15 protein-coding genes and 2 pseudogenes are annotated in these 13990 nt (G+C 69.7%); 9 read left to right on the top strand and 8 right to left on the bottom strand.

Annotated features, from left to right (window positions below; genetic code table 11):
- The first annotated feature begins 62 nt into the window (after positions 1 to 62).
- Entirely contained in the window at positions 63 to 1448 is a 1386-nt protein-coding gene (locus ACFP1K_RS22920; RefSeq protein WP_380756650.1) for an MFS transporter, read from the top strand.
- Between the two features lie 132 nt (positions 1449 to 1580).
- On the opposite strand, the gene ACFP1K_RS22915 is transcribed toward ACFP1K_RS22920, so the two are convergent.
- Entirely contained in the window at positions 1581 to 2219 is a 639-nt protein-coding gene (locus ACFP1K_RS22915; protein WP_380756648.1) for a FadR/GntR family transcriptional regulator, read from the bottom strand.
- An 84-nt stretch (positions 2220 to 2303) separates the two neighbouring features.
- On the opposite strand from ACFP1K_RS22915, the gene ACFP1K_RS22910 reads away from it, so the two are divergent.
- Positions 2304 to 3557 (top strand): MFS transporter, encoded by a 1254-nt coding sequence (locus tag ACFP1K_RS22910; RefSeq protein ID WP_380756646.1) that lies wholly within the window; start codon positions 2304 to 2306, stop codon positions 3555 to 3557.
- A 380-nt stretch (positions 3558 to 3937) separates the two neighbouring features.
- Here the strand turns inward: ACFP1K_RS22910 and ACFP1K_RS22905 are convergent, their stop codons facing one another.
- The 4 genes from ACFP1K_RS22905 to ACFP1K_RS22890 all read right to left on the bottom strand — a co-directional run bounded on the left by ACFP1K_RS22905 (position 3938) and on the right by ACFP1K_RS22890 (position 5126).
- Entirely contained in the window at positions 3938 to 4090 is a 153-nt protein-coding gene (locus ACFP1K_RS22905) for a hypothetical protein (protein WP_380756644.1), read from the bottom strand.
- Positions 4091 to 4103: 13 nt separating this feature from the next.
- A complete protein-coding gene (locus ACFP1K_RS22900) occupies positions 4104 to 4358 on the bottom strand; it encodes a hypothetical protein (protein WP_380756642.1) in 255 nt (84 codons plus the stop codon).
- Positions 4359 to 4455: 97 nt separating this feature from the next.
- Positions 4456 to 4629: a hypothetical protein gene (locus ACFP1K_RS22895; protein WP_380756639.1), complete on the bottom strand. Its 174-nt coding sequence runs from the start codon at positions 4627 to 4629 to the stop codon at positions 4456 to 4458.
- Positions 4630 to 4706: 77 nt separating this feature from the next.
- Positions 4707 to 5126: a hypothetical protein gene (locus ACFP1K_RS22890; protein ID WP_380756638.1), complete on the bottom strand. Its 420-nt coding sequence runs from the start codon at positions 5124 to 5126 to the stop codon at positions 4707 to 4709.
- Between the two features lie 270 nt (positions 5127 to 5396).
- Here ACFP1K_RS22890 and ACFP1K_RS22885 point away from each other — a divergent pair.
- Positions 5397 to 5462: pseudogene (locus tag ACFP1K_RS22885) on the top strand (LuxR C-terminal-related transcriptional regulator); the annotation flags it as partial.
- 105 nt (positions 5463 to 5567) lie between these two features.
- Here ACFP1K_RS22885 and ACFP1K_RS22880 read toward each other — a convergent pair.
- Together ACFP1K_RS22880 and ACFP1K_RS22875 are read right to left on the bottom strand one after the other, a co-directional pair.
- Positions 5568 to 6587 (bottom strand): sensor histidine kinase, encoded by a 1020-nt coding sequence (locus ACFP1K_RS22880; protein ID WP_380756636.1) that lies wholly within the window; start codon positions 6585 to 6587, stop codon positions 5568 to 5570.
- Positions 6584 to 7228, bottom strand: coding sequence for a response regulator transcription factor (locus ACFP1K_RS22875; protein ID WP_380756634.1), 645 nt, complete (start codon positions 7226 to 7228; stop codon positions 6584 to 6586). Before ACFP1K_RS22875 ends, ACFP1K_RS22880 begins: the two co-directional genes overlap by 4 nt.
- Positions 7229 to 7327: 99 nt before the next feature.
- Here ACFP1K_RS22875 and ACFP1K_RS22870 point away from each other — a divergent pair, with 99 nt between their 5' ends.
- From ACFP1K_RS22870 to ACFP1K_RS22855, 4 genes are read left to right on the top strand one after another with little or no spacing between them, the layout of a single operon-like run.
- Positions 7328 to 7771, top strand: coding sequence for a hypothetical protein (locus tag ACFP1K_RS22870; RefSeq protein ID WP_380756632.1), 444 nt, complete (start codon positions 7328 to 7330; stop codon positions 7769 to 7771).
- The gene (locus ACFP1K_RS22865; protein ID WP_380756630.1) at positions 7768 to 8778 is read left to right on the top strand and encodes a peptidoglycan-binding protein; all 1011 of its coding nucleotides are present in this window, start codon (positions 7768 to 7770) and stop codon (positions 8776 to 8778) included. The genes ACFP1K_RS22870 and ACFP1K_RS22865 overlap by 4 nt, the downstream gene beginning before the upstream one ends.
- Positions 8775 to 9416: an ABC transporter ATP-binding protein gene (locus ACFP1K_RS22860; protein ID WP_380756628.1), complete on the top strand. Its 642-nt coding sequence runs from the start codon at positions 8775 to 8777 to the stop codon at positions 9414 to 9416. The genes ACFP1K_RS22865 and ACFP1K_RS22860 overlap by 4 nt, the downstream gene beginning before the upstream one ends.
- Positions 9413 to 10585 (top strand): ABC transporter permease, encoded by a 1173-nt coding sequence (locus tag ACFP1K_RS22855; protein ID WP_380756626.1) that lies wholly within the window; start codon positions 9413 to 9415, stop codon positions 10583 to 10585. The genes ACFP1K_RS22860 and ACFP1K_RS22855 overlap by 4 nt, the downstream gene beginning before the upstream one ends.
- A gap of 92 nt (positions 10586 to 10677) precedes the next feature.
- On the opposite strand, the gene ACFP1K_RS22850 is transcribed toward ACFP1K_RS22855, so the two are convergent.
- Complete coding sequence (locus ACFP1K_RS22850) at positions 10678 to 11004, bottom strand: transposase (RefSeq protein WP_380756623.1); 327 nt, start codon at positions 11002 to 11004, stop codon at positions 10678 to 10680.
- A gap of 28 nt (positions 11005 to 11032) precedes the next feature.
- Here ACFP1K_RS22850 and ACFP1K_RS22845 point away from each other — a divergent pair.
- Positions 11033 to 11918, top strand: a pseudogene (locus ACFP1K_RS22845) (transposase); the annotation flags it as partial.
- A 673-nt stretch (positions 11919 to 12591) separates the two neighbouring features.
- On the top strand, positions 12592 to 13986 hold the full coding sequence (gene ltrA / locus ACFP1K_RS22840) for a group II intron reverse transcriptase/maturase (protein WP_380756621.1): 1395 nt from the start codon (positions 12592 to 12594) through the stop codon (positions 13984 to 13986).
- Positions 13987 to 13990: the final 4 nt, after the last annotated feature.

The raw sequence follows: 13990 nt of genomic DNA, 5'->3' as shown, positions 1-13990 counted from the left end.
CCGCACCGGGGGCGCCTCCGTCCGGTTCCACTCGCCGCGCGTCTGTGAGGAGCCGTTGACGCATGTCTGAAGTGCTGCAACAAGAGCCCCGCGTGGTCGACCGGCGACCGACGGGTCCGCTGGTGATGGCCGGGCTGGTGTGCGGGCCCATCGCGTCCATGGTCGACTCCAACGCGGTCAACGTCGCGGTGTCGGAGATCGGTCAGGAGCTGAACGCGCCGCTCGCCACCGTCGGCTGGATCGTCAGCGCGTACCTGCTAGGCATCGGCGTCTGCCTTCCCGCCACCGCGTGGCTCGCCCGCCGGATCGGCAACCGGCGGCTGTACATGATCGCGCTCGCCGCCTTCGCGCTGTCCTCGGCCGCCTGCGGGCTCGCGCCCGGGATTGAGGCGTTGATAGCCCTGCGCGCGGTGCAGGGGTTCGCCAGCGCCCCGCTCATCCCCCTCGCGCTGACCCTGCTGTTCGGCGGCGAGCGTGAACGGGGGGCACGTCCCCCGATGGTGGCCGGCCTGCTGTTCTTCCTCGCCCCCGCGCTCGGCCCCACCATCGGCGGGCTGCTCGTCGCAGCGGGCGGATGGCGGCTCATCTTCCTGATCAACGTGCCGCTCGTGGCGTTCGGCCTGCTCGGCGTGAGCCGGCTCCCCGCCGACCCACCCCGCACCGACGCCGACCGCGGACCGCTCGACCTGGTCGGGCTGGTGCTGCTGGCCCTCGGCGCCACGGCGGCCATCTACGGCGCCTCGCTCATCACCAGCGGCACCCGCTGGGGCTGGGCGCCTGCGGTGGCCGGTCTCGCGCTGCTCGGCGGGTACGTCCTGCACGCCCGCCGTACCAGCCACCCCGCCCTCGCCCTCGGCCTGCTGTCGACACTCGGGAGCCGCGTCGCCGTGCTGGTCTCGGTGGTGGCCTCAATCGTGCTGTTCGCCGTGATGTTCCTGATCCCGGTCTTCCTGCTGCAGGAGCAGGGCCTGTCCCCAGTGGCCGCCGGGCTGGTCCTGCTGCCCCAGGGCATCGCCATGGGTGTGTGCACGGGACTGGGGGAGAAGCTCGCCGCCGCCCGTGGCCTGCGCACCACCGTCGCCTGCGGGATGCTGCTGCTCGCCGCGGTCACCGGGCTGCTGCTTCTGGTCACCGCCACCACCCCGCCCTGGCTGCTCGCCGCGCTGCTGGCCGGACGCGGCGTGGCGCTCGGGCTCACCCTGCAGCCCATCATCATGGGCATGATGAACAGCCTGACCAAGGAGGACATGGCCGACGGCACCACGGTGTTCAACGTCGCCCAGCGCGTCGGAGGCTCCCTCGGCATCGCCGGGATCGCCGCCTTCTACGAGGCCAGAGCCCCGCACGGCGACGCGTTCCACGAAACCGTCCTGCTCCTCGTAGTCCTCTCCCTCACCGGCCTGGCCCTCACCCCCGTCCTCAGCCGCCCCACCGCCTCCTCCGGGTGAACCGTCGGTGACCTCGGGGAAGTTCTCGACTGCTTCAGCCCTTCAGGCCGGGCCAGGAGTCCGGCCGCGAGCGGTCCTTCCGCCGGGCGTGTGCGGCGCCGCCTCGCCCGAGCGGGGAGGCGATTGCGCGGTTCAGCGCATGAAGGGTTTGAAGATGGAAACCACCTTCGTGGCAGCACGGTCGGCGTCCCCGTCCGCGATCGCCTCGACCAGCTCGTGGTGGTAGCGGTGTGCCGCGTCGTCGTCCTCGCCCTTCTCGTCGCGCATGTGGGCAGCGAAGATGTCGAGCATGCTGGAGTACAGCTTGACGTAGAGAGGGTTGTGCGTCGCTGCCACGATCGCGCGGTGCAGGGCGAGGTCCGCGCTCGCTCGCAGGTCGAGATCATCGGTCGACCAGCTCGCTTCTCGACGGTCGCGCAGCTCGCGCAGCAGCTCGACGTCGGCATCTGACCGGTTCAACGCGGCCAGTGACGCTGCAGCGCTGTCAAGGGCAAGGCGTAGTTCCAGGTAGTGGCGACGGGTGCCACCGGCGAGCTGACGCTCAAGAGTGCCTGTCAGCTCAGAGCTGGAGATGACGAAGGTACCGCGGCCTTGCTCACGGCGCAGTAGGCCTGCGTGCACCAGCGACTGCAGCGCCTCGCGCACCGTGTTCCGGCCTATCCCGAACTCCGACACCAGTGCGGCCTCGGTCGGTATCCGCTCGCCGACCGGCCACCGTCCAGATACCACCTCCTCGCGGAAGTGCTCGGCAGCCTGGTCGATGAGTCCCACTCGACGCATCGGCTGTCGCGTGCCAGACTCTCCGGAACTCATCCCATAATCCCATCATCTGCTGACCTTGCACCGGAGTATAACGTGACATCGCTCTCCTCATCGCTCGTTCCCTTGCACCGTGGGCGGCTGATCTTGTGGGCCTGGCTCGCCATCGCCTTGACAGCGGTCAACCTGCGAACGGCCGTGACCGGGTTCACCCCGCTCCTGGAGATCATCGGATCCGATCTCGGCTTCGGGGTGACGCTGTCCGGCCTGCTCGGCACTGTGCCGGCGGCGTCCTTCGGCATCTTCGGGTTTCTCGCCCCAGCGGTGACGAGGAAGTTCGGACTCGAGCGCACGGCCACTGTGGCGCTGGGCCTGACGGCTCTATCGCTCCTGATGCGCGCCTTGTCTCCAAGGCCCTCGTTGCTGGTGCTTTCGACCGTGCTGGCCCTGGCCGGGATTGGAGCCGCGAACGTCGTCATCGTCCCGTTGGTGAAGGTCTGGTTCGCGGATCGACTGGCCCTGGGGACCTCGCTTTACCTGATCCTCCTGCAGGCGGGTCAGTTCATCGCCCCGCTCCTCGCGGTCCCGGTAGCGGAAGCGGCGACGTGGCGGCTCTCAGTAGGTATCTGGGCGGGACCGGCTGCTGTGGCCGGTGTGGTCTGGCTCATCCTGGCAGTCAGGCTGCCCGCCGATCACCACGCGCCCGCGGCCGTGACGGCGACCGATGCGGGCCCGAGGATCAGCCGATCATCAACCGTCTGGGGCCTGGTGATCCTCTTCGCGATGCTGTCGCTGTCCAACTACGGGATCATCACCTGGGTCCCGGCAGTGCTCAGCGACGCAGGAGGCGGCGCGGCACTGGGCGGCTCCATGGTCGCGCTCTACTCGGCATGGGGCATGCTCGCGGCCTTGGTGGTTCCGCACCTGGCCACGCGCATGATGAACCCGTTCATCGTGGTCGTCGGGTGCGCGATCTTCCTGGTAGCGGGATATCTGGGCCTGCTCCTGTCCCCGCTTGACGGCACTCTGATGTGGATGTGCGCGCTGGGAATCGGGGTGAGCACCTTCCCGCTCTGCATGACCCTCATCAACCGTCGAACCAAGAGCCCGCAGACAGCCTCTGCCGTGTCGGGCTTCGTTCAAGGCATCGGCTACGGGCTGGCGTGCTTCGGCCCGATCGGATTGGGCGTTCTGCGCGAAGCGACCGGATCATGGTCGATCCCGCTCCTTGTGCTCGCTGTGACTGCCATCCCAGGGGTGATCGCCGGCTGGTTCGCTTGCCGTCCGCGCTTCGTGGAGAACTCTGCGCCACAGCCGACGAAGCGCGACGCTGACCAGCAGCGCCCCTGACGGCCAGGCCAGCCCACGACGCGTGCTCGTCGCCACGACGGCGGCGGCGTCGTCGACCGGATATCGGATGGCGATGTACTCGGCGCCGCCGACCAGGGCGGTCTGTTCGGTGACGGTGCGGGCTGGGGTGGTGCCGATGGTGGCCACCTCGGGCCGGTCGACGACGTCGGCGGGGCTGGTCGGGGTGGGCGGCGCCGGGGTCCCACCCGCTGACGCCCACCATGCACGCCGGACCGGCATGAGGTGCCCGCCCAGCCAGCGGGTCATGGCGACCTGGTGCACGATGCCCGAGGAGCGCACCCGCAGGTGCGCTCCGCCGGCGTAGGCCGCGCGGGCGGCGGCCGCGATATCGGCCAGCGCCTCGTGGGAGCCGCTCACCTCTACGGCCCGGTGACGGGGTTGTCGGTCCAGCGGTCGCCCTCTTCCAGGTAACCCAGCAGGGCCCGGGAACCGTCGGCCCATCCGCCGTGGCGGCCGATGCGCTCCAGCGTCTTGCCTTCGCGGCGGGCGGCGGTGGCGAACCCGTGCCGCAAGCTATAGCCGGCCCTACAGCGCGGCGGCTGCGGCAATGCGCGTGACGCTGTCGGCGACGGCCTCGGCGGTCATACGGCCGTCTGGGTCGCCGATGGGGCGCCCGGCCCGGGTGAGCGGCGGGTTGAGGCGGCCGTGCTTGTCGATGCGCACCAGCAGCGGGCCGACGGTGCGCCCGGCCTCGGCGAGTGCGGCTAGTAGGTCGCGCACCGCGCGCACCGGGACGGCGGCGTCGGCCTTGCGCGGCCGGGCGGCGGGGTCCTTGGTCACGGCCAGGCGCTCCGGTAGCCGGACAGCACCTTGCCAGCGGCCTTGGTCTGCGACGGGGGAGCGTCGGATTCCCCGCCCCCGAGACCGTCAGCTTCCTTCAAGCCTTGAGCGACACCGGAACTTCATCCGCGACGATAAGAACTCTCGCGAAGGCCTCAGAAGCTATGGACATCACCCCCTGGCCGCCAAGCTCCGCGTCGAAGGACTGGCCGTCGAACTCAGCAAAGCCGAAACCAGCGCGAATCGCCGCCTCACCACCTCCGCCGTTCACGACCTCGAAACCAAGATCACGAGTTGTGGAACAAGCAAGCCAACTCCCCCACCTGGTCGCCACCTACGCCCGCGTCCTCAGCGTCCAGTTCCCACACTCAGGCGAGCCAACCGGTCTCGCTGACCCTGCCTCCCTCGAGCAGGGGTGTCGCGATCGACGGCAAGCCGTGAGGCGCTACCTATGCTCGAGCAGGAACTGCCGGGTGAGGGTAAAGGCATGTGCAATTGGTTCGGCTCCGACCTCGGACACGCACTCTGGTACATGCTGGGCCTGGCCTCGACGTGAACGACTCTCTCTGAAGGGTCGTAAACGAGGCGCAGGCCCATCTGCGTGTAGAGATCGTTTCTATCCGCCGGGTCCGCCTCGCCCAGCAGCCGGACCATCTCGGTCATCTGCGGGATCATCTCTTTGATCTCCTTCTCCGTGAGTTCGTGCTTCTTCCTGATCGCCCGCATGCGCCCCTCCGCCTTCATGCGCTCGGCGCGGGTCTCGGCCATCCACCGGCCGACCTCCTGCGGGTCTGCGCCTGCCGTTAATGCCATCCGGCCAGGTCATAGCCTTGCGCCGCCGGATTCCTGCTCAAGGACACCCTCGCCGACGAACTGCTCCAAGCCGTCCGCGCTGTCGCCGGCGGACACAACGTCGCCGCGCCGACCGTCACCCGCCGGCTCATTCAGCACTTCGTCGCCGCCGGCCCCCGCGTCACCGGCACCGCGCCGCTCGGCGCACTCACCGCCCGCGAGCGCGACGTACTCGAACTCATCGCCATGGGCTTGTCCAACCAGGAAATCGCTGACCGGCTGGTGATCTCCGAAGGCACCGTCAAGACCCGCGTCAGTCGCATCCTGGCCAAGCTCGGGCTGCGCGACCGCATCCACGCCGTCATCTACGCGTACCAGAGCGGCATCGCCTCACTCCTGCCGGTGCTCGCTGGAGTACTAGCCCGGCAGGCTCACGGTGACGGTCAGGCCGCCCCCTTGTCGTGCCAGAGCGAGGACGGTGCCGTTGTGGGCGGTGACGATCTGGGCGACGATCGCCAGGCCGAGGCCATGCCCCGCGACGCCGGTGCGCTCGGCCAGTCGGCGGAACGGCTCGAAAAGCCCGGGCACCGCTTTTGGATCGATCATGGGGCCGGTGTTGTCGACCATGAGTACGGCGCGCCCTTCCAGGTGGCCGGTCTTCACCCAGACCTCGCCACCGGGGACGTTGTGCCGGATGGCGTTCTCGACGAGATTCGCGACCAGACGTTCGAGGGTGACGGGGTCGCCCAGTGTGGGGGCGGCCTCCAGGTGCGCGTGGACGGCCTGCCCGGTGGCGTCGATCACGTCCTCGGCGATCGTCGCCAGGTCCACCTCCTCGTGCGTCGGCGGCCGTTCCGTGCGAGCCAGCGTCAGCAACCCGTCGATCAGCCCCTCCGCTTGGTGCACGGCTGTGGCCACCTCGTTCCCCATGCCGGTCAGCTCGGCATTCGTGGGCACGGGTTTGGCCAGCACGACGTCAACGGCCGTGCGCATCACGGTCAGCGGGGTGCGCAGTTCGTGCGCGGCGTTGGCGACGAACCGGCGCTGCGCCGCGTGCGCGGCCTCGACCGGGCGCAGCGCACGGCCGGCCACCAGCCATCCGGCGGCGGCCGACAGCACGATCGTGGCCAGCAGCGTCAGCGTCGAGTACTGGAGCAGATTGTCCAGTGTGAGCTGCCGCTGGTTCTGCGCTCCGGCGGCCAGGCCCTCCTGGTAGAGCCGGTCACAGCTGAGCCTGAAGGCCGGGTCGGCGGTGTACTGCGGGTCCTGGCACCTGGCCTGGAAGTCGTCCTGGTTCCCGGCCGGGCGGACGCCGACCTCCGCCGGCGATGAGGGCAGCCCGGCGACCAGGCCGTACGTGATGGTGACCACGACAGTGCCGCAGACGGTGAACAGCACGACGTACAGCAGGGTCAGCCGGGCCCGGACGCTGTTCACAGCCGGTAACCCCGGCCCACGACGGTCTCGATCACCGGCGGCGAGCCGAGCTTGCGGCGCAGCCGGGCCATCGTGACCGACACGATGTTGCTGAACGGGTCGGCGTGCGCGTCCCAGACGTGTTCGAGCAGATCCTCGGCGCTGACGACGGCGCCTTCCGCGGCCGCCAACATCTCCAGCACGCCGAACTCCTTGCGCGTCAGCGACAGCGCGCGCTGGCCGCGGGCGGCCCGGTGACGGGCGCGATCGACGGTCAGATCGCCCACGCGCACCACGGGCGGGGCCGACGGTGCGCGCCTGCCCAGCGTCCTGACGCGTGCGACCAGCTCGTGGAAGGCGAACGGCTTACCGAGGTAGTCGTCCGCGCCGAGTTCCAGGCCGTCCACGCGGTCGTCGACCGAGGCGGCGGCGGTCAGCATGAGGATGCGCGGCCCGTGCCCGGCGAGTGTGCGGCACACACGGTCGCCGTGCACCACGGGCAGGTCCCGGTCCAGCACGATCACGTCGTACGCCGCGCCGTCCGCGGCTTCGAGCGCCGCCGCGCCGTCGCCGACCACGTCGACGGCCAGGCCGGCGTCGCGCAGCCCTTCCGCCAGCCGGGCCGCGAGTACCTCATGGTCCTCGACCACCAAGACACGCATGCGTCACATTGTGCGCGAAGCACATGACATCAGCCCGACATCGGCGGTAGCGGCCGTATCACCACCGTTTCGCTAGTTCTTGGCCCCATGAGACGGATCGTGTTACTTCTACTGGTGGCCGCCACCGCGTGCGGTGCGCCCTCGACCGCTACACCGTCGCCGCCGCCGAGCGCCGGGTCGATGGCCGCGTACGCCGCGTGCATGCGCCGCCAGGGCCATCCGCTGCCCGAACCGATCGACGTGAACCACCTGCCCGCCGACGCGCGGGCCGCGGCCGAGAAGTGCCGTCCGCTGCTGCCCGGCGGTGAGGCCGCGCGCCAGGCGCGGCCCCCCGCCGAGGACATGGCCAAGCTGCGCGCGTTCGCCCAGTGCATGCGCGCGCACCGGATCCAGATGTCCGATCCGCTGCCCGACGGCAACATGCGCATCCTCGGCCGGATGCAGCAAATGACCCGCGCGCAGCTCAACGCCGACCCGGCCTACAAGGCCGCGCTCGCCGCCTGCCGCGATCGGCTGCCCGAGGAAACGGGGAAGAAAGGGTGAGACGCGCTCTCGTGCTGGGCGCCGGAGCGCTGGCGTGCGCGGGCGCGATAACCGCGGCGGCCGCCGGGTTCGGGGGCGAGACCACTGCCCCGCCGGTCGTGCGGCAGGCCGTCGAGCCGGTGCTCCGCCAGACGCTGACCAGAATCGAGCCGGTCAACGGCGTCCTGGGCTACGGCCCACCGATCCCGGTGCCGGGCGCCGGCCAGGGCACGATCACCTGGCTGCCCGCCACCGCCACCGTGCTACGCCGGGGTCGGGCCGTCTTCCGGGCCGACGACCGCCCGGTCCCGCTGTTCTACGGTTCGCTGCCGTTGTACCGGACGCTCCGCACTGGCTTGTCCGGCCGCGACGTGCGCCTGGTCGAGCGCAACCTGTGGGCGCTCGGGTATCGCGGCTTCACCGTCGACGGCCGCTTCACCCCGGCCACCTCGGCCGCGGTGCGCGTCTGGCAGCGGAAGCTGCACCTGCCGCGCACCGGTGTCGTGGAGCCTTCGAGCGTCGTGGTCGCCCGTGGAACCGTCCGGGTGGCGGTGGTGAGCGCGCATCTCGGCGATCCGTCGTCCGGGCCGGTGTTGTCGTACTCGGGGACCACGCGGGTCGTGACGGTCGCCCTCGACGTGGCGCTGCAGGAACTCGCCGTGCGCGGCTCGGCGGCCGAGATCACGCTGCCCGCCGGCCGGATAGTACGGGGCCGGGTGACCAGAGTCGGACGGGTGGCGAGCGTGGCCCAGCAGGGCGGGCCTGCGACGATCGCGGTCACCGTCGCGATCCGGGACCAGAAGGCCCTCGGGCGGCTCGACCAGGCTCCGGTCGTCGTCGGACTGCGTGGCGCGAGCGCCGAGAACGTGCTCACGGTCCCGGTGACCGCGCTGCTCGCCCGGCCCGGCGGCGGCTACGCGGTCCGGGTGGCGGGGCGCGAGGTGCCGGTCGAGCTAGGCCTGTTCGCCGACGGCCGGGTCGAGGTGCGCGGCGTGACCGAAGGCACCCTGGTCGGAGTCCCCTCGTGATCGTCTTCGAGGATGTGCGCAAGGAGTACCCCGGCGTGGTCGCGCTCGACAGGGTCAGCCTCCGCGTCGAGCCGGGCGAACAGGTCGCCGTGGTCGGCCCCTCCGGCTCGGGCAAGTCCACGCTGCTGCACCTTATGGGCGCACTCGACATCCCCACCTCCGGCGCGGTCAGCCTGGCCGGCCACCCGCTGCGCGGCCTACCGGACGCGACGCTGTCGGCGCTGCGCGGCCACGTGATCGGCTTCGTGTTCCAGCGCTTCCACCTGACCTCCGGCGTACGGGCGGTGGACCTCGTGGCCGACGGACTGCTCTACCGGGGCGTACCCGCCGGGACCAGGAGGGAACGAGCCGCCGAGGCGCTGCGCCGAGTCGGTCTCGGCGACCGGCTCGCCCACCGGCCGCACGAACTGTCCGGCGGCGAACGCCAGCGAGTCGCGGTCGCCCGCGCGGTAGTCGGCGACCCCGAGGTGCTGCTGGCCGACGAACCCACCGGCAACCTCGACTCGGCCTCCGGGGCGAATGTGCTGCGGCTGCTGCGCGGCCTGTGCCCCACCGTCGTGGTCATCACGCACGACCGCGACGTCGCCGCCGCGTTGGACCGCCGGATCGAGCTACGTGATGGGCGAGTGGTCGTATGAGATCGCGTTTGCTGCCCCGTGATGTACTGCGCACGGGCGCCGCGGGGTTGCGTGCCCGCCCGGGACGGATGACGCTCGCCGCGATCGGCATCGCGATCGGCATCGCGGCCATGGTCTGCGTCGTCGGGGTGACCGCCTCCAGCACCGAGAACCTGAACCGGCTGCTCGCCGTCCTCGGCACCAACCTGCTGACCGTCGCCCCCGGGCCGTCGGTGGACGGCAGTCCCACCCACCTACCTGTGGAGGCGCCCTCAATGATCGCGGGGATCCCCGCGGTGACCGCGGTGACCGCGACCGGCACGGTGACGGCATCGGTGTTCCGCAGCGACCTGATCCCGTCGATCGAGAACGGCAGCCTCGCGGTCCTGGCCGCCCACCCCGATCTACCGGACACGCTGCGCGCCACCCTCGCCCGAGGTGTGTTCCTCGACGCCGCGACCGCGCGCTTCCCGGTCACCGTGCTCGGCTCGTCGGCCGCGGTACGGCTGAACGTGGCGGCCCCCGGCGAGCGGGTGTGGCTGGGCGGCCACTGGTTCACGGTCGCCGGCATCCTGACTCCCACCGCGCTGGCGCCCGAACTCGACTCGGCCGCCCTCATCGGCTGGGACGTCGCCGAGCGTCTGCTCCGCTTCGACGGTCACCCGACGACCGTGTACACGCGCACTCATGACGACGCGGTCGAAAGTGTGCGCGCGGTCCTGGCCGGCACGGCCGACCCGGAGACACCCGACGAGGTCCAGGTCTCCCGGCCTTCGGACGCGCTGATCGCCAAGCGCGCCGCCGGCGACACGCTCACGGGCCTGCTGCTCAGCCTGGGAGCGGTGGCGCTGCTCGTCGGCGGTGTCGGAGTGGCCAACACCATGATCGTGTCGGTGCTCGAAAGGCGATCGGAGATCGGGCTACGCCGTTCGCTAGGGGCCACCCGGCGCCACATCCGGCTGCAGTTCCTGGCCGAGTCGCTGGCCCTCTCGGCTGCCGGCGGGTTGAGCGGCGTCCTTTTCGGCGCGGCATTGAGCTCGGCATACGCACTCAACAAGGGCTGGCCGGTAATGATCCCGCTCTGGGCAGCCGGCACCGGCCTAGCCGCCGCCATGTTCATCGGAACCGTCGCGGGCGGATACCCCGCCTGGCGAGCCGCCAGAGTCTCACCGACCGAGGCGCTTCACTGAGCCCATCCACTGAAGTATCCGGACTCGCAGTTCTCACCCATGCTTCTACTGCTGCTACACCCTGAGGTGCCCCGGGTTACGTGAAGTCCGGTTTACCTGGCGCCGGTCGGCGCTGGTGTGTTGGCCGAGCGGTAGTAGTTTGCCTCGTATTCGGCAGGTGGCACGTTGCCGATGGCTGAGTGCAGGCGGCGGTGGTTGTACCAGCCGATCCACTCGACGATGGCGTATTCCACCTGGTCACGGGTCCGCCAGGTTTGCCGGTGGATCAGCTCGGCCTTGAACGTGCCGTTGAGTGCCTCGGCCATGGCGTTGTCATAGGAATCGGCCACCGACCCCACCGACGCCATCACTCCCAGATCCGCCAGACGGGTGGCGTAGCGGAAACTGGTGTATTGGGCGGATTCAACTGGTCGTCGCAACACTCCGTCCCTGGAGGTGTTGTGCATTATGGGCCTGGGCAAGAAGCAGCAGGCTGTCCGGTTGTATCGCGGTCAGGTCCCGTCTCCGGGGCGGCCGACGGTCGCCTGGCGACAGGACCGTGTCCGGTTCTGGTAAGCGATCGCTCGAGGGTTGACGTCGGAGGACGCCGCAGCGGGGATCGGTGTGTCGCCAGCGGTCGGGACGCGCTGGTTTCGCCAGGCTGGCGGGGTGAATCCAGGCATTGCCCCGACCGTGTCGGGCCGCTATTTGTCGTTCGCCGAACGGGAGGAGATCGCGTTGTGGCGTGCCCGGAAGGCCGGCGTGCGTGAGATCGCCCGGCGCCTGGGACGGTCGCCGTCGACGATCTCCCGAGAGCTGCGGCGCAACGCCTCGACGCGGACGTATGACGTGGAATACCGGGCGACGGTCGCGCAATGGCATGCCGAGCGCCGGGCCCGCCGGCCGAAGACCGCCAAACTGGCGGCCAGCCAGCAGCTGCGTGAGTATGTGCAGGAGCGGCTGGCTGGAGGGGTCCGCCACCTGGACGGCACGCCGGCGACGGGACCACGGACGGCGCCCTGGAAGGGGCGCAACAAGCCCCGGGCGGCAGGACCGTCGCTGGGCGAGGTCGTGGAGCCCTGAACAGATCGCTCATCGGCTGAAGGTCGACTTTCCCGAGGATGACGCCATGCGGATCTCACCTGAGGCCATCTATCAGGCCCTGTTCGTCCAGGGGCGAGGAGCGCTCAAGCGGGAGCTGGTCGCCTGCCTGCGTACCGGGCGGGCCCTGCGGGTCCCGCGCGCACGCACCCGGCGCAAGAACGGTGGCCACGTGACGCCTGAAGTGCTGATCGGTGAGAGGCCGGCCGAGGCCGACGACCGCGCGGTCCCGGGCCACTGGGAAGGTGATCTCGAGCGCCACGAGGCGCCATGCAACCGAGCGGAGGTGAAAGGACTCCGCCGCTGTGCTGTCGTAGCAGCGTAGCGAAGCTGGGGGCAGGCTGATCCGGGGAACGCCGGTGAGGCTGGCAAGCAGCCCCGACAACGACGGGACGGGCCAGTACTACCGGATGGCCCGGGTCCGGCAAGCGAGACGGGAAGGTGGACGAGAGAAACCAGCGCTGTCACGCCCCTTAAGTTTCCCGCCAGCTCAAAATCCGGTGGATCTGGGCTGGATCGCGGTGCGCACCCGTCCCTTCATCACGGGGCGGGGAACTCCTGGGCCGGTATTGAGGTCGCCGGTCGGGAGGCCACGGTGAAGGTCTGCGGCGTAGCCGTGGCGAAATCGCAGGGGTATAGCTGGCCACCTCACCCGACGATCGGTTCATGGTGAACGTGGGAACCATTCCCCGGTTCCCGTCTGGGCCCGGCCATCCAGGCCGGAGGCAGCGGGTTGGCGCGTTGTCCGCCGACGACTGCGGGGTGGGGCGGAGGACCCGTAGTAGTCCGAGCCGGGGAAAGCCCGAGCACATGGCGAAGGGGGCCAGCGGGTTCACGCACGCGAGACGCTGCAAGGGACGGAGACGCTGGTGAATACCGGTGAACCGTGGCCCGACCCGTACTGGGCGGAGCGACGGGTACGACGGATGCAGGCCAAGCTGCACCTGTGGGCGACCAACGATCCTGGTCGTCGGTTCGATGATCTGTACAACCTCATTCATCACCCGGACTTCCTCGCGGTCGCGTGGGAGCGGGTGAGCGGCAACAAGGGCGCACGGTCGCCGGGGGTGGACCGGGTGATCCCGGCCGCCATCGGCGGCGAGGCCGAGGTCACGGCGTTACTGAACGACACGTGCGAGCAGCTCAAAGCCCGCACGTTCACCCCGCTGCCGGCCAGGGAACGCATGATTCCCAAGGCTGGTTCTCCGGGGAAGTTCAGGCGTCTGGGCATCCCGTCCGCGATGGACAGGCTCGTGCAGGCAGCTCTTGTGCTGGTGCTGGAACCGATCTTCGAGGCGGACTTCAAGCCGGTCTCCTACGGCTTTCGCCCGAAGCGACGGGCCCAGGACGCGATCGCCGAGATCCACGCCTTCGGCACCCGGAACTACCACTGGGTGTTCGAGGCCGACATCGCGGCGTGCTTCGATGAACTGTCACACTCGGCGATCCTCGACCGGGTGCGGAGGCGCATCGGAGACAGGCGAGTTCTGGCCCTGATCAAGTCCTTTCTCAAAGCGGGCATTATGTCCGAGGCGGGACAGATCGAGGGGACGGCATCGGGCACGCCGCAAGGAGGCATCGCCTCGCCGCTGCTGGCCAACATCGCTCTATCGGCGTTGGATGAGCATTTCTGCGCCAAGGACGATCACGGCACCCGGTGGCAGCGAGAGAAGCACCGCAAGACCGGCGGGGCCTATTACCGGATCATCCGTTACGCGGACGATTTCGCGATCATGGTATGCGGTTCCAAGGCTCACGCGGACGCGCTCTGGGAGGAGGTCTCCGACGTGCTTGCCCCGCTGGGGCTGCGATTGTCGGAGTCCAAGACCCGCGTGGTCCACTTGGACGAGGGGTTCGACTTCCTGGGCTTCCATATCCAGCGACGCACCAAGAAGGGAACCACGAAGAAGACCGTCTACACCTACCCGTCGAAGAAGGCACTGCTTTCGATCGTGGCGAAGGTGCGGGCGCTTACCAACAGATCACGACATCTGACGCTCGAAGCCCTGCTGCGCCAGCTCAACCCGGTGCTGCGGGGATGGTGCGCCTACTTCCGGCATGGGGTCTCCAAAGCGACCTTCCACTACCTCGACGCCTACGCATGGCGGCGGGTTGCGGCATGGCTGCGCAAACGACACCTCGGGATCACCTGGAAGGAGCTCTACCGGCGCTTCCTGACCGGCAGGCCAGGCAACCGACCGGCGGAGAACGGGATCGTCATGTTCGACACCCTGCAGGTCGAGGTCACTCGTTACCGATGGCGCGCGAACAACATCCCGACACCATGGATGAGCATCCTGGAGGCAACAGCCGCCAGATGACACG

Source organism: Sphaerisporangium aureirubrum (assembly GCF_042658925.1).
GTDB lineage: Bacteria > Actinomycetota > Actinomycetes > Streptosporangiales > Streptosporangiaceae > Sphaerisporangium > Sphaerisporangium aureirubrum.
The sequence above is the reverse complement of the archived record's forward strand: the minus strand, read 5'-3'. Positions and strand labels throughout refer to the sequence as shown.